This window comes from Thioclava sp. F42-5 (assembly GCF_002213195.1).
Taxonomy (GTDB): domain Bacteria; phylum Pseudomonadota; class Alphaproteobacteria; order Rhodobacterales; family Rhodobacteraceae; genus Thioclava; species Thioclava nitratireducens.
On record NZ_NBNZ01000001.1, the window covers coordinates 19,950 to 42,035 of the forward strand.

Here is a 22,086-nt window from a genome sequence, read left to right on the forward strand (position 1 = left end):
GCATTTACTTATAACGTCAATATATAATTCACGACGAGGTGCGAGATGGAGAAGGTGATCGTGATCGGAGCAGGAATTATGGGAGCTGCGCTGGCCCGCCAATTCCTGAACGCCGGGCATCCGGTCGCGCTCATTGACCCGGCTGATGGCGCGCGCGCCGCTGCAACCGAGGCAATCGACGACGCGCCCGGCTTCGTCTCGAGCCCTTCCGTGGATGCCTTGGGACCGGACTGGCAGAGCTGCGGCTTCGTGATTGAGGCCGTGCCCGAACGGCTGGATCTCAAGCGCGACGTGCTGGGCGAATTGTCCCGGCATTTCGGGCCCGAAACCGCGATCGCCTCGAACACCTCGGGCCTGCGCGCGGCCGATCTCGCCCGTGACCTCGCGCATCCCGAACGCTTTGCCATCGCGCATTTCTTCAACCCGGCGGACATTGTGCCCGCAGTGGAGCTGGTCCCTGCCCCGCAGACCTCGCATGAGACGCTCGATCGCTGGCAGGCGCTTCTGGAGGGTTCGGGCAAGAAAGTCGCGCGGCTCGGTGCCGACATTCCGGGCTTCGTCGCGAACCGTTTGCAACACGCGATGGCGCGGGAATGTTTCCACCTGATCGAAGCCGGGGTCATCGACGCCGAAGGGCTCGACACGATCACCCGCTACGCGCTCGGCGTAAGGCTGGCGCTGAGCGGACCGCTCATGCAGCGCGATCTCAACGGGATCGATACCCATCACGCGATCGCATCCTATCTCTACCCCGATCTCGCGGCGGACCAGACGCCGCCGAAACTGCTCGACGACAAACTTGCAGCAGGAGAGCTTGGCCGGAAGAGTGGAAGAGGCTTTTACACGTGGGACGAGCGACAGGAGCGCAAAGCGAAGCGCATACAAGCGCTGCTGCCCGAGATCATCGCGCTGGCACGACGGATCGATATGGAGGAGGACTGAATGCCTGAATGGGTGAACCGGCCGGAAGGCTCGAACTGGGGCGATTTCGGCGCAGACGATCAGCTGGGCACGCTCAACCTGATCGGCGCGCCCGAACGGCAGGCCGCCGCGCAGGAGATTCGCGAGGGCCGCGCCTTCTGCCTCTCGCTGCCGCTCGATCTGCCCGGCAAGCTGAAGCTCAACCCGCGACGCAAGCCGCCGGTGCTGCAGCCAACCTTCCTCGAGGACACGCCCTATATCAACTACGCCCTGGCAAACGTCGACCCGAGCCTGCGCGACGTGCTCAGCGACGATCAGGTGCTACTGTCGACCCAATATTCCACGCAATGGGATTCGCTCGCGCATGTCGGCGCGCTGTTCGACGCGGATGGCGACGGCGTGGCGGAGCGGGTTTATTACAACGGTCACCGCGCGGACGAGGATGTGCTGGGTGCGGATGGTCCGGGGGAGCACGGCTCCTATGCGCGCCGCCTGTCGGTCTGCGAGATGGCCAAGTCGCCCGTGCAGGGGCGCGGCGTGCTCGTCGATTTCGTGCGTCATTTCGGGATGGCACGCACCCTCGTCGGTCTCGACAAGCTGCAGGAGGTGATCGCCGCCCAAAACGTCGAACTGCGCCGTGGGGACATCCTGATGCTGCGCACCGGCTATGCGGAGGCCCTGCGCGACATGCAGGACGCGCCCGACCCCGAGGGGCTCGACGCGACAGGCGCGGTGCTCGACGGGACAGATCAGGCGCTCAAGGACTGGCTGGGCGCGAGCGGAATCTCGGCGATTGCCGCTGACAACTACGCGGTCGAGAACCCGCATACCGACCCCACTGCCTGTTGCCTCCGGCTGCCGCTGCATCACCATTGCCTGTTCAAATTGGGGATGCCGTTGGCGGAGCTGTGGTATTTCCGCGATCTGGCGCAGGCGCTCGAGGCAAGTGGACGGAATGCGGTCTTCCTGACTGCTCCGCCGCTCTACCTTCCGGGGGCCATCGGCTCGCCCGTCACTCCCGTAGCCACAATCTGATTGAGGGGGAAACCGGCCTCTTCAGCAGGCTCGCGGAGGTATATGTGGAGCGTCCTCAGTTTGCGCTCTTCGTGCGTCCTTGACGCCGGATGCTGCGCCTCGATGCGAAAGACAGCTTTGGGGCCGAGTTCTTGAACTGATTTGAGCGGAGAGTCTGCGTGTAGCTTCTGCGGAAGTTGCGATGCGAACCACTGCAGATCTGGAGGGCAAGAACGAAGCTCACCGCCGTGATGGCTGAAATAGGAGTCTAAGGCAAAACGCAGTCTCTGCGAGGATTGTCACCGCATACGCCGGAGCGAAAGCTGCCGCAAGGTGAGGCGCGAAGAACCGCAAACCGCTACCGATCAGATAGACCAAACCTGCAAGTGCGAGCCCTGCACCGAAGGCTTTTGCGAAGACGCCCGAACGCCAGACCAACGCGCCCATCATCAGGCTGTTCACGCCGAAGAAGACCAGCCCGAGATCATAGCCGTGGCCATGCAGGTCGAGAAACACCAGTGCCAGTGACTGCGTGTTGCCCGCGTCGCCTGCGTTCGAAAGGAGCAGCCAGGCAGCCTGCAACGCCATCAGATTTGCCGCGATGAGGACAGCCTGGATCAGCCGGAACACCATCGCCGACAGGGCAAGTCCGTGGGCTACCTTTCGAAAAATCAGGTATAGCAGGATCGCAAGGCCAGTGTCGCTCAGCGCCATAATCAGATCGGCTGTGATCGCCAATCGGAATTGCCCCGGGGCCGCGAGGATTGCCTCGGCCGTGCCCGTGGCATCCGACAGATCGATCAGGGGCGAGCGGAGGCCAAGCTCCGCGCCGAGCCCCATGACTATGATGACAAGATACAGCATCCCCGCGATGCGGGACTTCCGGACCAGGTCGTCGGTCAGAGAAAGTTGGCTCATGCGGACGCTCCTTCGATGGTGACTTTCAGGCTGCGCTAGACTTTATCACGACAGAGCGCCCGTGGTTTCCGAACCCGCATGGACGGTTCGCACGCTGCCCAGCCCAGACCGAGATGAGAACGATAGCTGCGCCGCCAATTTGGAGCAACGACAAGCCCTGCCTCAGCCAGAGCCATCCCAAAACAACCGCCGTGACCGGGCTCATCATCCCCAGCATCGAGACTGCGCCGGGCTCGAGGCGAGCGATGCCGCGGAACCAGATCGCGTAAGTCGCGGCCGCTCCGATCAGGCCGAGCCAAACCAGCCCAGCGAGGTTTAGCGCGGTCAGCGGCGGCAACGAGGGCTCGACCATCAAAGCCATCGGCAGCAGGATCAGCCCGCCTGCCGTCAATTGCCAACCGGTGAAACTGAGCGGAGAGACGGGCGGCTGCCACTTACGGCTCAGCACCGTGCCTGCCGCCATCGACGCCGCCCCGCCGATACCGGCGGCTATACCGACAGGATCGAGCGCAGCCTCAGGCCCCAGCAAAAGGAGCGCGACCCCCAGAGCGCCCGCCGCTGCAGCGGCAACCGCCCCTGCGCGCACCGGGGTGCCAAGCCAACCCCACGCCATTAGAATGACCATCATCGCCTGAAGCGAGCCGAGCGTGGCTGCGACCCCACCGGGCAGCCGATAGGCTGCCACGAACAGAAGGCTCCAGAACACGGTGAAGTTGAGACAACCAAGCAGGAAGGTGCGGCCAAGCCATGCGCGCGACGGCAGCGATCGCGTGAGCATGATCAGCACGAGCCCCGCAGGTAAGGCACGCAGAGCCGCAAGCGTGATCGGATAGCCAGCGGGCAGCGCCTCGGTGGTGACGAGATAGGTGCTCCCCCAGAAAGCCGGGGCGAGCGCCGTGAGAAGAATATCGGTAGTGCGTGACATCGGGTGACTCGTATTCAAGGACAGACGAGAGAGAGGGAAGACGAAGGTTGCGGGTCCATATCGGCGGACCGCGTTAAGACCTTTCCGAATGCCTCACCTCGTGGAAACCCTCCGTCGGCGTGGGTGCGACGAAGTGGCGAGTGAACTGGCGAAACTGGGCTTCGGACACCGCGAAGGGGTGATCCCCGCGTTGATTGCGCGCCTGCAACCGCGCCAGGCACATAGCGTCGGACACGTCGAGCACATGAAGCTGATGCGCCGCATCGGTCTGGTCGAGGATACCGCGCAGCCAGTCCCGTTGCGCGACGGTATTCGCTGGAAAATCGAGCACAACCGAAAGGCCCGCATCCAGCAGTTTCACGACATGCGGCGCGATGACCCGCCGGAGCCTCGAAGAATAGTCGACGTAGTCGGACGGTGACCGCAACGCACCGGCAAAGAGCGCGTGGAGCCACTCGTCCTCGGCGATGAGCACCGTTCCGGGCGCGCGCGCCAAGCGTGCTGCCAGGGTGGATTTGCCAGAGGCGACCTTGCCGCACATCATGTGAAGGGTTGGTGATCGATGGGTCATTTTGGCACCTTCGGTCGGGTCGCTTAGCGGAAGTGGCGAGGGGAAAGACAGGGACGCTCAGGCCAAGGCTCGAGCCCGATATCGCGCATCAGATGGGGTGAGAGATCGCGCGGCACGCGGTGCGGTCTGTAGCGGCGATGCCGGAGACCACGGAACAAAAAACGGAACTTCATTTGGCTCACTCCTCACGCGATGAGTTTCAGCGAGCTGCGCAGCTGTGCCGCAAGGTCTTCACGCGTTCCGTTTACGAGCCGCGCCCCCGTTTCCCGCACGATCAGCGCGGGAATGGAGCGGACCTGCAGGGCGCGGGCGCGTCGCCGATCGGCTTCGACAGCCTCGGCCGTGGCCGGATCTTCCAAACCGTCTGCGAAGGCCGCCGCCTCGAAACCGAGGCTTTGCGCGACGTCACGCACCACGCCCGGATCGGCGATATTTCGTGCCTCGGTGAGATGCGCGCGTTGCAGCCGATCGAACATCTCCCAATGGGCACCCTGCCCGCCCAGCATCTCGACGGCCTTGCATCCGAGCGCGGCGGTCATCCCGTGGGGATAGTCGAACGGCGCGGCCCGCATGGCCTCGATATCGACAAGCTCGGGCCGGTCGCTGACCTCACGGCAGACCATCCAATGTCCGAGGATGGTCTCGCGCGCGGCTTCGGGTGCCCCCCAGCGCGCGGCCATTTCTTCGCGATCGGCTTGCAGCACGAAAGTGCGATGCCGGATGTCGAGATCGAACTCGGAGGCGAGGCTGCGCATCCGAGACGAGATGTTGAAACACCAGCAGCAGACGACATCGTGAAAGAAGTCGATGGTGAGATTGGGCATCACGCGGCCTCCTCGTTCAGAGCAGCCCCCACCAGCCGCGCCGCGATGCGCGCGACATGGGTGCCTTGGAAGCGGGCACCCGCGAGATCGGTCTCGGTCGGTGCCCGCGACCCGTCCGCTCCGGCGATCGTGCCGGCGCCGTAGGGCGCACCGCCAACGATACCGTCAGCGCGCGTCTGATTGGCGAAAGTGTAGGGCATCCCGGCGATGAGCATCCCGAAATGCTGCAGCGGGATCTGCGTGGACAGCAGCGTCGCCTCGTGCCCGCCATGCTGCGAGCCGGTCGAGGTGAACACAGCCGCGACCTTGCCGACCAGCGCATTGCGCGCCCAGAGCCCACCTGCCTGATCGAGGAAGGACTTCACCTGCCCCGCCATCATCCCGAACAGCGTGGGCGTGCCAAAGATGATCGCGTCATAGGCTTCGAGATCGGCAGGACTGGCGACCGGCGTATCGTCGGCGGCGAAGCCAGCCTTCTGCCGGATGTCATCAGGCAGAGTTTCGGGAACGCGGCGCAGATCGACATGCGTGCCAGGCACGCTGCGCGCGCCCTCCGCCTCGGCTTGGGCGAGCGCACGGACATGGCCGTAGCTGGAGTAATAGAGAACAAGAACGCGGGTCATTGGATCCTCTCAGGGCATGGGTTTCATTGCCTGAAAAGATCGGGGATCAGCCGCGTCGGAATAAGCAGTGGAGGCTCACTTCATTCTTTACGCCGGTTGAAGAATGTCAGGCCTCCATCGCCGCCCGCAGATGATCGAGAAACGCCCTCACTTTCGCATCCATTCCCAGCCGCGAGGCCGTCACAGCGAATATCTCCGGCGCGGGCAGCTCCCACTCAGGCAGGACACGCACCAGATCGCCGCGCGCCTCGGCCTCGTTCGAGACGAAATCCGGCAAGGTGCCGATGCCTTGGCCCGCGATCAGCAGATCACGCAGCACGAGGCTGTTGCCTACGCGAATGGCAGGATCGAGATCGAGGCTGAGCGTGCCTTCTGGCCCGTGCAGCGCCCATTTCGTCAGATGGTCGGCCAGCAGGAAGCCGATCACCCTATGCCCTGCGATATCCTCCGGTCGCTCGGGCAAACCGGCCCCGGCAAGATAGGCGGGGGACGCGAAAATGCGCTGCCGCATCGTGCCGATCTTGCGCGCGACCAGAGCGGAATCCGGCATCGTCGGCCGTATGCGGATCGAGACATCGAATCCGCCTTCAACCATGTCGACAACTCGGTCATCGAGCGAGAGCGACAACCGCAGATCGGGATGCGCCTCCAGAAACTCCGGCAGGATCGGGCAAATCACCGTCTGCCCGAAGGAGCTCGAGGCGTTCACTTTCAGATGCCCGCGCACCGCCCCTGCCCCATCGCGGATACGCGTCTCGACTGAGCTCACCGTGTCGAGAATGCCGCTCGCCTCGTCGTAGTATAGCCGCCCGGCATCGGTCAGAGACATCGCGCGCGTCGTGCGTGTCAGCAGCGAGCTCCCGAGGCTTTCTTCCAGCAGTTTGATCTCTCGGCTCAGAAGTGCAGGCGAAACCCCGAGGTCCTCCGCGGCACGGACGAAACTGCCGCGTTCTACGATGCGGCGAAAGGCTTGCATGACGGAGAGTTTGTCCATTTCGGTAGAACCTCATGGCGGTCGACAGGCGCTCCGAATAGCATGAATTTCGCATGACGCGAATGCAGAGACGCCCCTCGGCTTCGCTGACAGTCAGCAGCGAGAGAAACGGAGCCGTAGGCCGAGCCACATTTCGATGCGGAGCGCACTTCTTAAAACGCACTCCTTAATAACCCGATTAAAACGCACTCCTTAATAACCCGAAGCAAAGCAAACTATCTGTCGCAACATCGGCGGCGGAACGCGCACGCGTCGGTCAGTAGACCTGATAGCTGCAGCGTTTTGCCACCCGCTCGAAGCGACCTCCGCGGCTCTCATCCCATTAGCTCAATTCACGCCTGCGCATGCCGCGACGCGTCTCGGCATCGACGGGATTTCGCCGATCTGGACGCGGATACGGACCAACCCGGGCTTAGTTGGACCGTGTGCCGGCATCGCTCGTAGGCGCGCCCCTTCCGACCGGGTCGCGCGGCGCCGACTTCGGTGCGGAGACTACTGCAGAAGGCGTATTCTGCCCGTAATGGCGCGCGCTTTCCGCTTCTCGGCCGCGCACGACCCGCAGCCCGCGCAAGGGCCCGGTAGTCTCGGTGACAACGGTGCTTTGTCGCTCCGGCGCGGTGTCATGGTGATGAAAAATCACAACCCAATCACGTTCGCGCCGCAGTGCATGGGCGCGCGCGCTGTTCGAATAGAGCAATGTCAGATGCCAGTCGCCACGCCGCAAATGCAGGATCGGCAAGGTTGCCTCGCCCGTGGTATTAAATCTGCGCGGCGCGATCTTGCGCAGCGTGCCTGCCTCCGCACGGGCTCGATAGAGCGCATCCGCCTCCAGCAGTAGAGCTACTGGCGGCACGTCGGGACCGGAGCCCGTCCGCGCGCGTCGGATCGGCGCAAGGCGTGCCTCGAGGGCGGCCAGAATACCCGCACGGCGGCGCGCCCCAAGTCCTGAGACGTGCATTTTCGGATCCCGTAGTGCGACCTCCAGGTCTTCAAGGCTCTGAGCGTCGAAACTGGTCGCGAACCGTTCGGCTAGCACGCTCCCGACGCCCGGCAGAGTCCGAAACGTTCGCTCGGGCGTGAGATCGCCGCGCAGACGATCCAACTGTGCCCAATGTCCGGTCTGCACCATCTCAAGAAGCGCGGCCGCGATCCCCCGCCCGATGGTGGGCAATGCCACCAGCGCGGGCAGACCGCCACGCAACGCGATAACGCGCACCGGTTCGGACAAGGACCTAAGAGTCGTGGCGGCGGCGCGATAGGCGCGCACGCGAAACCCGTCTTCGCCTTGGATCTCCAGCAGGTCGGCGTAACTGTCGAGCCGCGTCGCGAGTGCTGCATTCTCCTGCAATCCCTGTGACGGTATCGCGACCTGCATCCGTGTTCCCTTCCTCGCGAATATTGATCAATTTTGATATTTCGCTACTCAAGAGCGCCAACCGTCTTATCCAAGCTGAAGATGACGAAGGGCAAGCTCCTAAAGCGCACCACCTGCGCTTGCGCGCCTGATTTTGCACCGCAGAGATGGCCCTTCGATCGACAGATCACCTTGTGTCCACGGCTCGACCATGTGCGGTTTGCATCTCTCGATGCGTCTCCCGGATGGCGTTCCGTTTCCACTCCTCCCATCGATGTCTTCACTCTCGCGGATTCGCGGCATCCCGGCATTGACGCTCGACAAGGCGCGGGGCTGTGAAGTGCTGATCGCGGTCAATGCGCGCCGCCCCAGGTGGGGCAAGCTGCGGGCCTGACTCGGTTCAGGAGGATGCCATGAAAAGGCTCGACCCGGCGAAGACCCGCGCCGAAGAGGTGATGACGCCCGGGGTCGTCTATTGCCGCACCGACGAGACGATCGAGGACGCGGTGCACCTGATGGATCAGCGCAAGATCCGCAGGCTGCCGGTGCTGGACGGCAAGAAGCGGCTGGTCGGGATGTTGAGCCTTGAAGACGTGGCGCACGGGACGTCGTTGCAGATCGTGGGCGAGATGACCCGCGCCGTCTCCAATCACCACAAGTGAGTGCGAAGGGGACGAACTGAACGACGCGCTCCGGCCCCACCTCGCCGTTGCTGGGAGCGCTGCCAGTCCCTCTCCGCAACCGTTTGGCATACTTTTCGAGGGCGAACGCACGGCCCGTTATTACCGCCGCAGCTCTGAATCTTCTCGTATCACGGCGGCCACTGTCCAAGCGACCGCGGAAATTTCACAATTCTTCATAATTTGAAAGGTGACAGGCGCCTTTTCGGGAGAGCATAATTATTTCATTTTCATGAGTTCGTATCCGCCCGGCCGCTGCCGCCGGAACGGGCGTCGCTGGGGGAAGCATGTTCAATTTACACGCTATTCGGCCACAATTCGACGCAAACTGCGACGACTTTCTTGCTCGTCGCACCGGCTTCTGCAGCGCCTTTGACGACAAGGCGATGCTTGACTTCTCAAGACGGAGCTACCGCGAGATCTACCGGCAAGGATCCGAGATCGCGGCCCAAGGCGAGGTCGCGGAACGAGTGGGGATAATTGCCTCGGGGCTCGTAAAAAACGTCGTTCTCACCGAGGGCGGTGACGAATACGTTCTGCAAATCCTGCGCTCAGGTCATCTGATTGGCAATCCCGAGAACGAGTTGAGCGGATTTTCTTGCCAAGCGGTCACCGACACCGCGATCTGCTGGATGCCACGCGCATCGTGGCACGCCTTTCTGCAATCGCATCCGCAGATTTTCCTCGGCTGTCTGGCAGCGTTGAACCGGCAATTCGAAGAGTTGCAGCTCAGCCTCGTCAAGATGCGCGGACGCACCGCGGTGCAGCGGCTCGCCTTCTGGCTTCTGGAACAGGCGTCGGGAGCGACCGGGAACAGCATGCCGCAAATCCGCATCCTGCTTTCACGGCGCGATCTGGCATCGCTTCTGAACATGACAACCGAGACCTTGTGCCGCGCGCTTCATCAGATCGAGGAGCGTGGCGCGATCCACCTTCTCGCGCCCGACCGGCTGAATATCATCGATCCAGAACGGTTGCGGCGGCTCGCGAAATACCACGATGAGCGGATCGGCGCAGCACTGGCCGAACCCGCGCACGCGCCGCGCCTCTCTCAGCATGCAACTTGTTCAGAGGGAAGAAAGGTCTCGGTGGCGCGCCCCACTCGCTTGAAAATCGCCGGTCCCGGAAAACGGTCGCGCGGCGCGCGGGACGCGACGACCGCGCCACCGGAACGGCTCTAAACGCGAGCAGCGTGCTGCGCGCCATCCGAACGCGCGACGCGTCTCGCCCCGAGCCTTCTTTGCGGCAGCTCTCAGCGCGGGCAATCGGCAACATAATAAGTGCCGTCCCCGTTCGAATAGGCGCAGCGATCAGTAACGCTGTTCTGCGCCACGAGCACCCCAGCCGCTGCCCCCGCGAGCGCGGCGATAACTCGCCAGTCCCGGTTCGCTTCCAGCGCGTCGGCGGTGATGAGCCCCGCTGCTGCCCCTGCGGTCAGTCCAACCGCAGTGCGCTGCTGCGATGTCAAACTCTCGCAGCCCGGCAAAAGGGTCAGAACGACCAGCGTGGCGGGCAGAACTCTACAGCATATCATCGGACAGGTCCTCTCTTTGCGAATAGCTCCGCTAACGATTGCGCGCTACGGACCGCCGGTCATTGTCGAGCGTCAAGCCTTCCCCGGCTGCGGCGCAGGCGAGATCACGACCGCGCATGGCGCATGATGCAGCACCTTTTGCGAGACGCTGCCCAGCACCGCCCCGCGCAGCCGCCCGAGCCCGCGACTGCCCATCACGAGCATCTGCGGCCTCTCCGAGGCAGCGAGTTCGAGGATCGCATCAGCCGTGTCGCCCCAAAGAAGCCGGGTCTTGATCCGCCGTGCGCCCATCTTGTGTGCCCGCTCCGACGCACGCTCCAAAACCTGCTCTCCCAGCGTGGTCAGGGCTTGGGCCGCCTGCGCATCGCTGCGCCCGCGCTCCAGCAGATCGGCGAGCACCCTGCCAGCTTCCAAGCCTTCCAAGCGCGGCCCCGGCGTAACGTCGTCCACCAGATGTTCGATCTCGGCCATGCGCAGCCATTCCTCCGCCGGGCGGTCATGCATCCGAACATGCGCAATCTTCAAATCCAGCCCGAGTGCCAGGGCCAAACGCGCTGCAAGCGTCACCGCATTGTCGCCGCTGACCGATCCGTCCGTCGCTACGAGGATATGTTCCGCCATCGCCCTCAACCTCCCGATGTCTATTCGTTACCGCTCCCGGACAGCAGCATCTTCCGCTAGAGCGCGCGCGGCATTGTTACCCGTCAACGCTTCCGCGCCCGCTTGGGCTCGGCGCATTAAACGGCACCAGTTTCCTTTGCTCCGCCAAGCGTTCCACACCCATTTTTGCGTTCATTGCTTCGCAAAGCGGCGGGCGCGTTGTCTTCCAATAGAAGAACGCGTGCTGCCCATGAAGGCGCCGCAGGCGGCGCGCCTTTTCTCGTATCTCGGCGGCGCGCACATCCAGCGTGCGCGATTCTCGTTCGGGCTCAATCCCGGCGACCAATCGACGAGGTGACAAGCACTCCCAGTCCAAACATGCCCAAAAGCGCGCCGGTCCACAGCGCGGGATGGCTACGCAGGTTGTGGCGCAACTCACTCTCGGCCTCGACCAGCGTGTGGCGCATATCCGAAATGGCCTCGCAAGTGTCGTCTGCGAAATTATGGCCCATCCGTGTCGCCTGTTCGCTGAAATCGGCGGCGCGAAGGCTTCCGTAGCGTCGCAAGGCACGCGTCAGCGCCTTCACCTCGTAGCGCAGCTCATTGAGGTCCGAACGGATATCCTCCGCAGCCAGGCGTTCACGCTCCCCGATATCGTCAGAGAGCTGCGGCGTAGCTTGGTTCGAAGCGATACCCATTGTCTTTCTCCCGTATTGCCTCTGTGAATTGATTGTGATGGTGGCGAGCACGCCGGGCGATAGAAGCGCATGGGTGCCTCAAGCTCGAAAGCAGCCCCTCCGGATTGACACGCACAGGCGCGCGACTTGCGCTCAATTTCCCGGATTCATTCGGGCCTTTTCGATCGCCAGATCGTCACGCCAGCTATTTCGAGAACAGCACCGGCAAATGGGCCTTTTCCAACAGCAGTGACGTCACCGCGCCAATCACAAAATCATAAAGCCGCGAATGCCCGAACGCGCCGACAGCGATCACCTCGGCCCCGCGTTCGCGCGCTGTGCGCAGCATCTCGTCGCCAGGCTCAGATGTGGTCTTAGTCCGGTCGAGCAGCGTCACATCGAAACCTCGCCGATCCAGCGCCGCGGCGAGATCTTCGCGCAAATCGCTCACAGCGCGCCGCTCGCCCTCGGGTGAAGACACGGAGAGGAGATCGATCCGCGCACCCTTGTCGGCGAGATAGAGCATGTCATTGACCGCACGCATAGCCTCGCGCGTGCAGGAGACGCCAACCAGAACATGGCGCGCAGGCCTTGTGAGAGCCGCTTTCTCATCGAGAACGAGAACCGGACGTCCCGCCTCTCGGATCAATCGCTCCTGCAGACGAACGTCCGCCGCGCGCCCCGCATGGCGCGGCACCCTTGCGGACAAAACAAGATCAGCGGCGCGGCAGCTATCAATGAAAAAATCAGCGACTATGCCGCCAGTTTCGGTCGGGGTCCGGAACTCGGCGCGGATATCTTCTGCCTTCACCGCGAGTTCGAAGCGCTCGCGGATCGCGGCGCCCTCTTTTCGCTCCCATTCGAGAAATTCCGGCAGGATCACCGGATCGCTGACCAGATCGCCGCCCATCGGAGGCAGCGGCTCTACCCCGTGGGCGCCGATTAGATGCGCATCGAAACTTCGACATAGCGCCGCGGCCATCGGAGCAAGCCAGTTGGCCTCGCTGGTGTCGAGAAAAGTTGCGGCAATCGTGCGCGGAATCATGGGCGGGCTCCTCTGTCAGGTTTCACTCCAAGACTGCAGACCGCCGCGTTGAATAGCATTGATTACGCGCAATGCGCGTGGGGCACGACCAGTGACACGGTTTAGCTCTCTTCAACCGTCTAACTTTTCACAGGAGGTCCGCAATGACACCTCAAGCCAAAGAGATCGAAGTCAAACAAGAGAAAGCCAGCTCCGCCAGCACACCTCCCTCTGCGACAGCAACCGCCGAGTCGAGCCAGCCGACGGTCCAAAACACTTCCCCAGCAGCACGCGAACCCCACATGTTCGGGATGCTTCGCTCCGAGATCGACCGCTTGTTCGACGATTTCGCAAGCCCCGGCCTCAGCTGGCCACGCGCTTTCGGGCTGGGCCAACGCGCCGCTGGCATGCCCGCCCAGTTGTTCGATCTCTCCTTACCCGCAATGGATTTCGTGGCGAAGGACGATAGCTATGAACTGCGCGTCGATATGCCGGGGCTCAAGCCCGAGGAGATCGAAATTCGCCTCGATGACGGACGGCTCGACATTCGTGGCGAAAGCAGCAGCAAGCGCGAGGAACGTGAGGGTGACTACTTCCTACAAGAGCGCCGCTCTGGCCGGATGGAACGCTCGATCGCCCTTCCGCGCGGCATCGACCCGGACGGCATCGACGCAGTTCTCAGCGACGGCGTGTTGACCGTGACGTTGCCGAAGACCGCCGAGGCACGCGAGAAGGCTCGGCGCATCGATGTAAAGGCGCAGTGAATACAATGCCGTGGGCGCGCAATCGCACCTTTTGAAACCACGCCCCCTCCGCCCGCGGAGCACACCGCCGCGCAGGGGGCACTCCGGCTCAGAGGGTAGATGATGACCAAAGGAATGCTCGCAATTCTCTCGGCGTCGGCATGGATTCAGCCCGCCCATGCGCAAAGCAACATGAACGCAGAGACGATCGCTGCACAGCAAGGTGCCGGTCTCTCCCAAATTTGCTATTCTGAGTGACATCCGGAGACTGCGTAGGGTGATGAGCCGTGGCGTGGGTCCGAACGGCTGCGTTTTTTTTACGCCATAATGTCAGTCATTGGTCTGGCATGATGGACGAAACAACCAAATGCTCGCCCCCATCCGCGTAAAGGTCGGCAGGCGTGGACGGCTCCTTCTGATCGCGGAATATCTCAAGACGCCCAACGCTGATCTCGTGGCAATAGGCTGTCCTGATTGCGCGTTGTCAATGCCCGCCTTCGCCCAGATGGGAAGCTGGAGCGGCCCAAGCGGCGTAGCTGCAATCAAAAAGCCCAAGGAGGCTATCATGACGGAAAATCTCAAGACGCGGGTGATCGAAGCCTTGGCTTTCGACCCATCTCTCCATGCCGACGACATCGCCGTATCTGAAAAGGACGGGATAGTCTCGCTACACGGCCATGTGCCCACCTATGCCGAGAAACTCGCGACCGAGCGGATCGTTGGCCGTATACGCGGCGTGCGCGGCCTCGCGCAGGAACTGGAGGTGCGCCCCGCGGGCCAGCATGTCACAGCCGATGACGAGATCGCCAAACGCGCGGTGCAGATCCTGCGCTGGAACACCGCGATCCCGGACGAGGCGCTGCGGGTGAAGGTGCAAAAGGGCTTTCTCACGCTCGAGGGCGATGTCGAATGGGATTACCAGCGTAAGGCGGCGGAGAGCGCGCTGCACGGGATCGCAGGTGTGACCGGCATCGCCAATCACATCGTGATCGCTCGTCGCCCCTCGCCGGACGACGTGCGCGAACGCATCGAGAAGGCGCTCAAGCGAGACGCCGAGCTCGACGCGCTGTCAATCACGGTCCGGGTCGAGGACGGGGTGGTGACGCTGGACGGCAAGGTCGATTGCCTCGCCGATCGTCGCGTGGTTGAACGCGCCGCTTGGGCCGCCCCGGGCGTTCATATGGTCGAAGATCACCTGCGAGTCTCGTGAGGCGCCTATGCCTTTGGCGCGCGGCGGGCAATCCGCCGGCACGCTTTCAACAAAGGGGAGATAACGTCATGAAGAAGACCGGCCTGAGCACTTTGGACCACGCCCCGCAAGTTGTGGCGGAATGGCTCAATGATCTGGAATCCCGGCTGGGTAGCGAAGACCGTGCTCATTCCTACCTGCTATTACGCACCAGCCTGCATACGATCCGAGATTTCCTGACGCCGGACGAAGCTGCCGATCTGGCGGCCCAACTCCCGGTTCTGCTGCGGGGCGTCTATTTCGAAGGGTTCGTGCCCTCGCACCAACCAGCCCATCCGCGTAACCGAGCCGCGTTTCTGGATCGGATCAACAAAGCTTTCCGCGATCACCCGCTGAAAGACCCGGAAGCGGCGGTGCAGGCGGTGTTCGATCTGCTTCACGAGCGGATATCCGAGGGGGAATACCAGCAAGTCACCCAAGCGATGCGCCACTCGCTGCGCACCCTGCTGGACTAAGCCCGCATTCAGACGCGTAAGCTGCGGGCACGCTACTATCCGACAGTCACGCACGCGCGGTGGCGAGAATCTGAAGCACCTCCGCATCATAGAGTTTATCGAGATAGGCGAAGAAGACCTCAACTGCCCCAGGGCGCGGGGGGCAACAGTCGGAAAAATGATCGCCCTCGCCGCGCACCGCTCTCCTCTGCCGGATCTCCGGCGCGCAGCGCGGTCCCGGTCGCCATCCCGTCATCGACCACAACCGCGCCTCCAGCCGGTCGGTCACCTCCCCCCGACCGGTGCCGCGCCTTACCGCAAAACCGGCGCCACAGCTTTGAGTCCGCCAAAAGCCTCGACCTCGCGGACGAGGATGATCACCGTCTCGGTCAGACAGGTATCGCTGTCGCGATTTGTCACAGACCTTCCCGTTGCATCTCGGGCTCTCGATGATCAGATTGCGGGCCGCGCGCACCAGTGGAAGCGCAAACAGCGCTATCCCGCCCGCCAGCTGGCGCACCACCATTCATCGCCAGCCTGCCGTTTCGCAGCTTTTCGCGCAGCGGGAAATTGGGGCACGCAGGTCGAGCAACGAAATTTCCTTTTTGATCGGGGAACCCTAATCACCCGCCTCGCCCAGCATTCGCCGGGCCAACGCGAGGTAACGTTCGGCCTGCACCGGCCAATGTTCGGGGCGGCGCGGCACCGGATCGCGCAGGTGGTCCAGACAGAGCCGCGCGCGGGTCAGACAGCGAAACCCGCCCAAAGCGGCATGCACATGTCGTGACAAACGCGGGAAACCATAGCCTTCCATCGCACGCTCCAAAGCAGGGCCGAGAGCCGGCGCACCGAGCAACTCGCATTCGAGCCCCAGATAGCCAAGCTCATCCCCGATATCGACGATGCGCGCGGCGGACGACGTCTCGACCCGGTCGAAGATTACCGGCGGCGTGGTGAGACAGACATGTTCGGGGCGCAGGTCGCCATGCCCCTCGATCACCATACGCGCCGCCGCGCGCTGGACGATCTCCGGCGCGATCGCATCAATCGAGGTCAACTGCGCCCGTGTCAGCGCATCGAGATCACGGCTTTTCAGATGAATGCGCATCTCGCGCAGATGACTCCGATTCACCCTCGCCTCGTGCCGGAGATGGCGGAGATAGCTTTCGGCGGCCACCGGTGCGCGCTGGCGCTGGCGGTAGAACGGGGCAAGCACCCTTGCGATGGCGTCGATCTTGGTCGATGCGGGAATTCGACCAGCCTCAATCCGGAGATCGAGCATCGCCGCCTCCGGTAGTCGCCGCATCCGCACGAGCCAATCAATTGCAGACAATCCGGGAATAGTTTCATCGACATCCTCCCGCACCAGGCGCAACCCCTCGGGCCCGAAGCAGAGCGCCTCAAGCCCCAGGTAGACCCGTGGTCCCGCGAGTTCGCGGTTCAGGCGTAGTTCTTCGCGGCAGGCATGTTCGCGCGCGGCCAATGTCCGGTGATCGAAGCCCGCAAGTGCTACGGGGCGCTTGATCTTCCATACCCGGTTCGCGGTCAGGAATAGATGCGCCGCATGGGTTTCGATCTCGGTCTCGGGCTGCAGTCGCGCGCGCAAAAAGGCGAGCTTCTCCGTGAAGCTCGGATCAGGCGGGCAAGGCGCCGCCCGCGGCACAGGGATCGAAGCATCCGTCACCCAATCGCCCTCCTACCAGCCCGGTATCGCCTCGACGCGCTTTTCCTCTCATTGACCACCGACAATGCACCTCCGAGCCTGCAAGACGACGCTGCGAGCCATGCGCTTCTTCGCTCTCAATTCCAGCCGCTCCCTCGGGACCACTCTCGCCGAGGCCGGAGGGTTTTCGCTCGATCCGCTCGAGGAACGAGATTTTGGCGGCGGCCAGCACAAGAGTCGCCCACTGGTGGATGTGCAGGGCCACGACGTCTTCGTCCTTGCGGGCAGCCACGCAGAAGCAGGCCTGTCAGCAAATGACCGGCTGATCAGGCTGATGTTCTTCCTTGCCACTTGCCGCGATCACGGTGCCGCGCGGGTCACGGCGATTGTGCCGTCCCTGCCCTATGCACGCAAGGATCGGCGGACTCAGCCGCATGACCCATTGGGCACGCGCTATGTCGCACAGGCAATCGAAGCGATGGGGACGGATGCAATCGTCACGATCGAAGCGCATAACCGGCAGGCCTTCGAAAACGCCTTCCGCATTCCGGCGTTGCATCTCGACGCGCGTGCGGAGATGGTCGCAGCGATTGCGGCGCTGCATTCCAAGCGCGGTGGGATAGCGCCGGTGATAGTTTCACCCGATACTGGAGGCATCAAACGCGCCCAGCTCCTGCGCGAGGCGCTGGACGCGGCGGGGATCGATGCGGGACTCGCATTTCACGAAAAGCGCCGCGTGGGCGATGTCGTCTCGGGCGCGCTCTTCGCGGGCGACGTTGACGGTAGCGAGTGCTGGATCCTCGACGACATGATCGTGAGTGGCGAGACAATGCTCCGCGCGGCCAGCGCCTGCCGCGCGCGCGGCGCCTCCGCTGTGCATTTGATCGCCACCCATGCGTTGATGGATTCTGCGGCGCTGGATCGGCTCGCGACCGCGGAATTGGCGGGATTGCATGTCACCGACGCCTCGGGTCTCCCAAAGGGAGCGAGCGAGAGTCTGGGGCCGAAATTGAATATTTTGCCCATGGCGCCCTTGCTGGCGCAGACCATCCTTGCTCTGCGCGGAAATCTCGAGTGCGCGGAACCCTAAGGGAACGGTTCCATGACTTGGGAGTTCTCAGTAGCGTCTTTCTCCTTGTGTCTTCGAAAGCGCATGTTCTTCTCGGGCAACAAGGTAAACCTATGCGCAACGATGGGACCAGAGTTCTCCTCGTCGAAGACGAGGCAATTATCAGAATGGACTTCGTAGTTGGGCTTGAGAACTTAGGGTTTGACGTCATTGAGGCGAACGCCGCCGCAACTGCCCTCGGCCTGCTCGACGCTGGTTTGGTGATCGACGTGCTGGTCACAGACATCGACATGCCGGGGGATATGAATGGCCTCGCGCTCGCCCGAGAAGTGCGCCGAAGATGCGCCTCTTGCCGCATTATCGTCATGTCAGGACATTCAACGCCGGAGAGCGACGAAATGCCGGAGCGCAGCGTCTTTCTCCCCAAGCCTTTAAGCCCCCACGATTTAGCGGCGGCGTTTACATGACCGAAGATCAAGAGATTGGTTTCTTTGCTTGACTGCGCATCCGTATCTCGCAGCGGAGACCCATCAATTGGCTCGTGGCTCACCGCGTAATAATGCTACCAACGCCGGAAAGAGTGCCGCCTCCTTACATGGCGAACCTATGAACGCGAGCCTCAACGGAAGCAGACCAGTCCCGATATAAAGTGCCGATCGTTGATCGGCAGCAATGCAAGAGAGCTATCGAGCGAATAAGGTTCACATCGCCCTGCGACGAACCGGGGGCAACACCCAGACCTCGCAGCCTCGCGCGGGAGCTCAAAAAATCAGGACGCTGGCGATGAGACACTCAATCGTCCTTACCTTTTACGACGGGTCGCAGCAGAGCATGGCGCAGTTGAACTCCGCCATAGAGGTCGCGCGATGGTTCGACGCGGAAATGAGCGTCGCGGCAGTCGCCTACTTGCCCGAATACGACAGTTCTACGCCTCTTTGCTCTGATGTTGCTGCGATCCGAAGACAGGCGACGACAACCGCTCTCGAACGGTCGCGAGAGATATTTTCTGTTCTTGCAGCACAGAAGGTCAGCGGAGGAGCGTTTCCGTTCCTAACGACCCGAGAAAGCTTCGAACGTCAATTTGCTTGCCTCGCAACCTACGCCGACTTGGTTGTCAGGTCGGATCGTGAAGGCGCGGATCTAAAGCAACAAAATCAAGTTGCCGAGAAAGTTGCGTGACGCCTGACCTTAGGCTTACCAATCCAAAGGCGTTTTGCGCTTTCCGTGAATATTCCATAGGCCGCGACAATTCCGCAGACAAACCAAACGTAATCCGTCGGTAGCGGTAGAAAGCCGAGAACACCTGCGCCGGGCAACCAGGGCATCGCAAAAGCCAAGCCACCGACGCCGAGCGTCAATCCCCACAACGGAGCGGAGGGGCAACTCGCCCAGACTGCATTCTGTGTCCGGATGACGAGCGTGAAGACCAGCTCGGTGAGGAGCGACTCCAGGAACCAAGTCGTTCGGAACAACTCGGGCGGAGCATGAAAAAGCACGACCATTGCGAAGAAAAACGCCGCATCGAAAAGAGAGGAAATCAAGCCGAAAATCGCCATAAACCGCAGTAAATCTCGCAGAGCCCAGCGATGAGGACGCTCTCGGAGCACCGCGTCGACCCGATCACTCGCAAGCGCAAGCATTGGAAGATCGGTGAGTAGGTTTGCAAGCAGGATCTGCCCGGCTGTCATTGGCAGGAAAGGGAGGACCATCGAAGCGAGCGCCATCGATACCATGTTACCAAAGCTGGCCGCGGTGGCGATCCGGAGATATTTCTGCGTATTGGCGAAGGCGCGGCGCCCCTTCTCGACCGCGGCGAGCACGGTTGATAGCTCGGCAGAGGTCAAAACCATGTCAGCCGCCTCGCGCGCGACATCCGTCGCCCCCTCTACTGAAAGCCCTATGTCAGCCAGTCGCAAGGCGGTCGCATCGTTGATCCCGTCACCGAGAAACCCCGTGACATGTCCTGCCTTACGCAATGCCGTGACAATGCGCTCTTTGCTTGCGGGATCTACCTCGGCAAAGACCTCGGCTTCCGACACAATCCGGGAGAGTGCATCAGCACCGAGCATTGCGACCTGCTCCCCCGTGACGGGCTCCGGCCTCTGAAGCCCAACTGCCTGAGCGACCGACTTAGCGACGAAGCGGTTATCTCCAGTTACGATGCGCAGCCCGATTCCGTGTGCGCGCAAGGTGTCAATCATGTCGGCGGCATCGTCGCGCAATGGATCACGAAGGAGCACGAAGCCCTGGAGATCCATCGCCGTTTCGTCCTCCGGCCCAAATCCGGTCCGTCGATCATACACGCGCGTCGCGATCGCGAGAACCCGAAGCCCCTCCTCGCTCCAGCCTCGCAACGTGTCTGTCAGACTCTCGCGAGTCGCCGCATCGAGGGGCGCCCCTGCATTATGGGTGCAGATTTCGAGGACAGGCAGCGCCGCACCTTTCGTGATCATCAGGGCGTGATGGTCTTGTGCCACGACGACAGACAGCCTGCGACGTGCGAAATCGAACGGCACCTCCGCCAGTTTGACCGGAAGTTTGTCGGTCCACGATGTCCTTGCCTGCATCGAAAGCGCCGTGTCGAGCGGGTTGTCGAGACCTGACTGCAACTCAGCGTTGATAAAGGCGAGAGAGCGCACCCTTTCACTGCTTGTCCCGTCGGGAGTTACGACATCATAAAGTTCCACTACCCCGCGCGTGAGCGTGCCTGTCTTGTCCACACAAAGCACATTCATACTTCCGAGAACCTCGATTGTATCGAGTTTGCGGACGATCACGCCGCGTTGGGCGAGCCCTCGCGCTCCAGACGCCAGCGTCACCGCAAGGATTGCCGGCAGCATTTGCGGCGTCATCCCGACCGCGAGCGCAAGCGCGAAAGTCAGACTGTCGAAGAAGGGACGACCCAGCGCAAGGTTCACAGCCTCGACAATCAGAGCAATCACCAGAACGAGCTCCGAAATCATCACGCCAAAGCGCCGTAAACCGCGAGAGAATGCAGTTTCCGGCTCACGACGGCTGAGCTTCGCGGCGATGGCCCCGAAAACCGTATTCAGGCCGGTCTCCATCACAATTGCCTCGGCCGTCCCACTTCGCACGGAGGTTCCGGCCCAGACTGCGCTCGCCCTTGCCGCGATCGGGAAATCGGGATCGACTGAATCCACTGCCTTTTCCACGGGAAATGGCTCCCCGGTGAGGGGAGCCTCGATCGTGAAAAGATGCTCGCACGTGACAAGCCGCGCATCCGCCGGGATCAGATCGCCTGCGCGCAACAACAAGATATCACCGGGCACGACCTCGCTCGAGGGAACGATCAACGGTGCGCCGTCACGCCGGACCCGGCTGCTTGCCTGCAATCTTGAGAGGAGTGCCTCGACGTCCCGTGCCGCTCGATATTCCTGCCAGAACCCGAGGAACCCGCTGAGCGCGAGGATCACAAGGATGATGCCGGCATCGGAGAAGCTTCCGACCAGGCTGGCGATAAGCGTGGCACTCAAAAGGAGCAGGACCAAAGGGTTGCGCAGCTGAGACAGCGCGACCGCTAAGGCCCGACGCTGATCCCCGGACGAAGCGACAGGTGCAGGTTTCCGCCGCCGTTCGGCATCTTCCGAGCTCAGACCGTCGAGACTTGATTGCATCCAATTGATGAGCAAGTGCGGTTCATGCGCCCACCACGCGTCCCCGAAACCTCTTGTGTCGCCGTCGTCGGGCATCGCGCTCCTCGCTGATCAGGCTACTTTTTTACTCGCCAGCGGCCAGACACCATGCTCGGTATCCTTATTCGCAAGGGTTCGATCATTCCGAGATTTACGCATTGTCACCGGTCAATCTCTCGGGATTGCGCAAAATGCAGCGTTGGCCCGTTGACGGTTCGCAATGACGCGAGAGTCGCACAGGCAGATGATCCGTTTGCGCAGTTTTCATGTGAAGCAGCGTCAAGAGCGGCCCGGTCATCCGAAACGCCATGTGAGTTCATGAAGATCTCTGATCGGTCGCCAGTCACAATTTTGGAGAGAATACCGTGGATCCTAAATCCAAACCGAAGCCAAAATCGTCGACAAAATCTGGCTCGAAACCAGCGCCTGCCCCGCAAACGCCCTCTGGGACGAAGAGTTCTGGCAAATGAGTATCGCCCCGCCGTGCTGACTACGCGGCGGGGCTTTGAGACGCGGGGAATGGATACAATCGTAATGATCGAAGCGCATAACTGACAGGCTTCAAAATTTCCTTCCGCATCCCCGTGTTGAATCTCGACACTCGTGCGGAAATGGT

The 22,086-nt window shown here is 62.2% G+C and carries 23 protein-coding genes; 10 read left to right on the top strand and 13 right to left on the bottom strand.

Annotated elements, in window-relative coordinates:
• Positions 1–45 precede the first annotated feature (45 nt).
• Complete coding sequence (locus tag B6V74_RS00115) at positions 46–942, top strand: FAD-dependent oxidoreductase (protein ID WP_088721615.1); 897 nt, start codon at positions 46–48, stop codon at positions 940–942.
• The gene (locus B6V74_RS00120; RefSeq protein ID WP_088721616.1) at positions 943–1,956 is read left to right on the top strand and encodes a cyclase family protein; all 1,014 of its coding nucleotides are present in this window, start codon (positions 943–945) and stop codon (positions 1,954–1,956) included. It abuts the gene before it with no gap.
• A gap of 219 nt (positions 1,957–2,175) precedes the next feature.
• Here the strand turns inward: B6V74_RS00120 and B6V74_RS00125 are convergent, their stop codons facing one another.
• From B6V74_RS00125 to B6V74_RS00155, 7 genes are all read right to left on the bottom strand, one after another.
• Positions 2,176–2,853, bottom strand: coding sequence for a DUF4386 domain-containing protein (locus tag B6V74_RS00125; RefSeq protein ID WP_088721617.1), 678 nt, complete (start codon positions 2,851–2,853; stop codon positions 2,176–2,178).
• Positions 2,854–2,878: 25 nt separating this feature from the next.
• Complete coding sequence (locus B6V74_RS00130) at positions 2,879–3,778, bottom strand: EamA family transporter (protein ID WP_088721618.1); 900 nt, start codon at positions 3,776–3,778, stop codon at positions 2,879–2,881.
• Positions 3,779–3,851: 73 nt separating this feature from the next.
• Complete coding sequence (locus B6V74_RS00135; protein WP_088721619.1) at positions 3,852–4,349, bottom strand: ATP-binding protein; 498 nt, start codon at positions 4,347–4,349, stop codon at positions 3,852–3,854.
• A 185-nt stretch (positions 4,350–4,534) separates the two neighbouring features.
• Positions 4,535–5,173 (bottom strand): DsbA family protein, encoded by a 639-nt coding sequence (locus B6V74_RS00140; protein WP_088721620.1) that lies wholly within the window; start codon positions 5,171–5,173, stop codon positions 4,535–4,537.
• Positions 5,173–5,796: an NAD(P)H:quinone oxidoreductase gene (gene wrbA / locus B6V74_RS00145; protein WP_088721621.1), complete on the bottom strand. Its 624-nt coding sequence runs from the start codon at positions 5,794–5,796 to the stop codon at positions 5,173–5,175. Before wrbA ends, B6V74_RS00140 begins: the two co-directional genes overlap by 1 nt.
• A 106-nt stretch (positions 5,797–5,902) precedes the next feature.
• Positions 5,903–6,790 (bottom strand): LysR family transcriptional regulator, encoded by an 888-nt coding sequence (locus B6V74_RS00150; protein WP_088721622.1) that lies wholly within the window; start codon positions 6,788–6,790, stop codon positions 5,903–5,905.
• 412 nt (positions 6,791–7,202) lie between these two features.
• Complete coding sequence (locus tag B6V74_RS00155) at positions 7,203–8,165, bottom strand: DNA-binding protein (RefSeq protein ID WP_088721623.1); 963 nt, start codon at positions 8,163–8,165, stop codon at positions 7,203–7,205.
• Between the two features lie 392 nt (positions 8,166–8,557).
• On the opposite strand from B6V74_RS00155, the gene B6V74_RS00160 reads away from it, so the two are divergent.
• Positions 8,558–8,806: a CBS domain-containing protein gene (locus tag B6V74_RS00160; protein WP_240497020.1), complete on the top strand. Its 249-nt coding sequence runs from the start codon at positions 8,558–8,560 to the stop codon at positions 8,804–8,806.
• Positions 8,807–9,210: 404 nt separating this feature from the next.
• Positions 9,211–10,005, top strand: a complete 795-nt coding sequence (locus tag B6V74_RS00165) for a helix-turn-helix domain-containing protein (RefSeq protein ID WP_168184157.1) — start codon at positions 9,211–9,213, stop codon at positions 10,003–10,005.
• A gap of 71 nt (positions 10,006–10,076) precedes the next feature.
• Here the strand turns inward: B6V74_RS00165 and B6V74_RS00170 are convergent, their stop codons facing one another.
• The 4 genes from B6V74_RS00170 to B6V74_RS00185 form a co-directional block, all read right to left on the bottom strand.
• Positions 10,077–10,358 carry a glycine zipper 2TM domain-containing protein gene (locus tag B6V74_RS00170; RefSeq protein WP_088721626.1) on the bottom strand — a complete coding sequence of 94 codons (282 nt, stop codon included), beginning with the start codon at positions 10,356–10,358 and terminating at the stop codon, positions 10,077–10,079.
• Positions 10,359–10,430: 72 nt separating this feature from the next.
• Entirely contained in the window at positions 10,431–10,979 is a 549-nt protein-coding gene (locus B6V74_RS00175) for a universal stress protein (RefSeq protein WP_088721627.1), read from the bottom strand.
• A gap of 308 nt (positions 10,980–11,287) precedes the next feature.
• Positions 11,288–11,656, bottom strand: a complete 369-nt coding sequence (locus B6V74_RS00180; protein ID WP_088721628.1) for a hypothetical protein — start codon at positions 11,654–11,656, stop codon at positions 11,288–11,290.
• Positions 11,657–11,840: 184 nt separating this feature from the next.
• Complete coding sequence (locus tag B6V74_RS00185) at positions 11,841–12,680, bottom strand: universal stress protein (RefSeq protein WP_088721629.1); 840 nt, start codon at positions 12,678–12,680, stop codon at positions 11,841–11,843.
• A 281-nt stretch (positions 12,681–12,961) separates the two neighbouring features.
• On the opposite strand from B6V74_RS00185, the gene B6V74_RS00190 reads away from it, so the two are divergent.
• The 3 genes from B6V74_RS00190 (at position 12,962) to B6V74_RS00200 (ending at position 15,106) form a co-directional block, all read left to right on the top strand.
• Complete coding sequence (locus B6V74_RS00190) at positions 12,962–13,423, top strand: Hsp20/alpha crystallin family protein (protein ID WP_168184158.1); 462 nt, start codon at positions 12,962–12,964, stop codon at positions 13,421–13,423.
• Between the two features lie 544 nt (positions 13,424–13,967).
• Positions 13,968–14,612 carry a BON domain-containing protein gene (locus B6V74_RS00195; protein ID WP_088721631.1) on the top strand — a complete coding sequence of 215 codons (645 nt, stop codon included), beginning with the start codon at positions 13,968–13,970 and terminating at the stop codon, positions 14,610–14,612.
• Positions 14,613–14,680: 68 nt separating this feature from the next.
• Positions 14,681–15,106, top strand: coding sequence for a DUF2267 domain-containing protein (locus B6V74_RS00200; RefSeq protein WP_088721632.1), 426 nt, complete (start codon positions 14,681–14,683; stop codon positions 15,104–15,106).
• Between the two features lie 598 nt (positions 15,107–15,704).
• Here B6V74_RS00200 and B6V74_RS00205 read toward each other — a convergent pair.
• Positions 15,705–16,769 (bottom strand): hypothetical protein, encoded by a 1,065-nt coding sequence (locus B6V74_RS00205; protein WP_088721633.1) that lies wholly within the window; start codon positions 16,767–16,769, stop codon positions 15,705–15,707.
• Positions 16,770–16,869: 100 nt separating this feature from the next.
• Here B6V74_RS00205 and prs point away from each other — a divergent pair, with 100 nt between their 5' ends.
• The 3 genes from prs to B6V74_RS00220 all read left to right on the top strand — a co-directional run bounded on the left by prs (position 16,870) and on the right by B6V74_RS00220 (position 18,996).
• Positions 16,870–17,838, top strand: a complete 969-nt coding sequence (prs, locus tag B6V74_RS00210; RefSeq protein WP_088721634.1) for a ribose-phosphate diphosphokinase — start codon at positions 16,870–16,872, stop codon at positions 17,836–17,838.
• A 92-nt stretch (positions 17,839–17,930) separates the two neighbouring features.
• A complete protein-coding gene (locus B6V74_RS00215) occupies positions 17,931–18,284 on the top strand; it encodes a response regulator (RefSeq protein ID WP_088721635.1) in 354 nt (117 codons plus the stop codon).
• 205 nt (positions 18,285–18,489) lie between these two features.
• A complete protein-coding gene (locus B6V74_RS00220) occupies positions 18,490–18,996 on the top strand; it encodes a hypothetical protein (RefSeq protein WP_088721636.1) in 507 nt (168 codons plus the stop codon).
• Here the strand turns inward: B6V74_RS00220 and mgtA are convergent.
• Positions 18,972–21,527 carry a magnesium-translocating P-type ATPase gene (mgtA, locus tag B6V74_RS00225; protein ID WP_088721637.1) on the bottom strand — a complete coding sequence of 852 codons (2,556 nt, stop codon included), beginning with the start codon at positions 21,525–21,527 and terminating at the stop codon, positions 18,972–18,974. The genes B6V74_RS00220 and mgtA overlap by 25 nt on opposite strands.
• Positions 21,528–22,086: the final 559 nt, after the last annotated feature.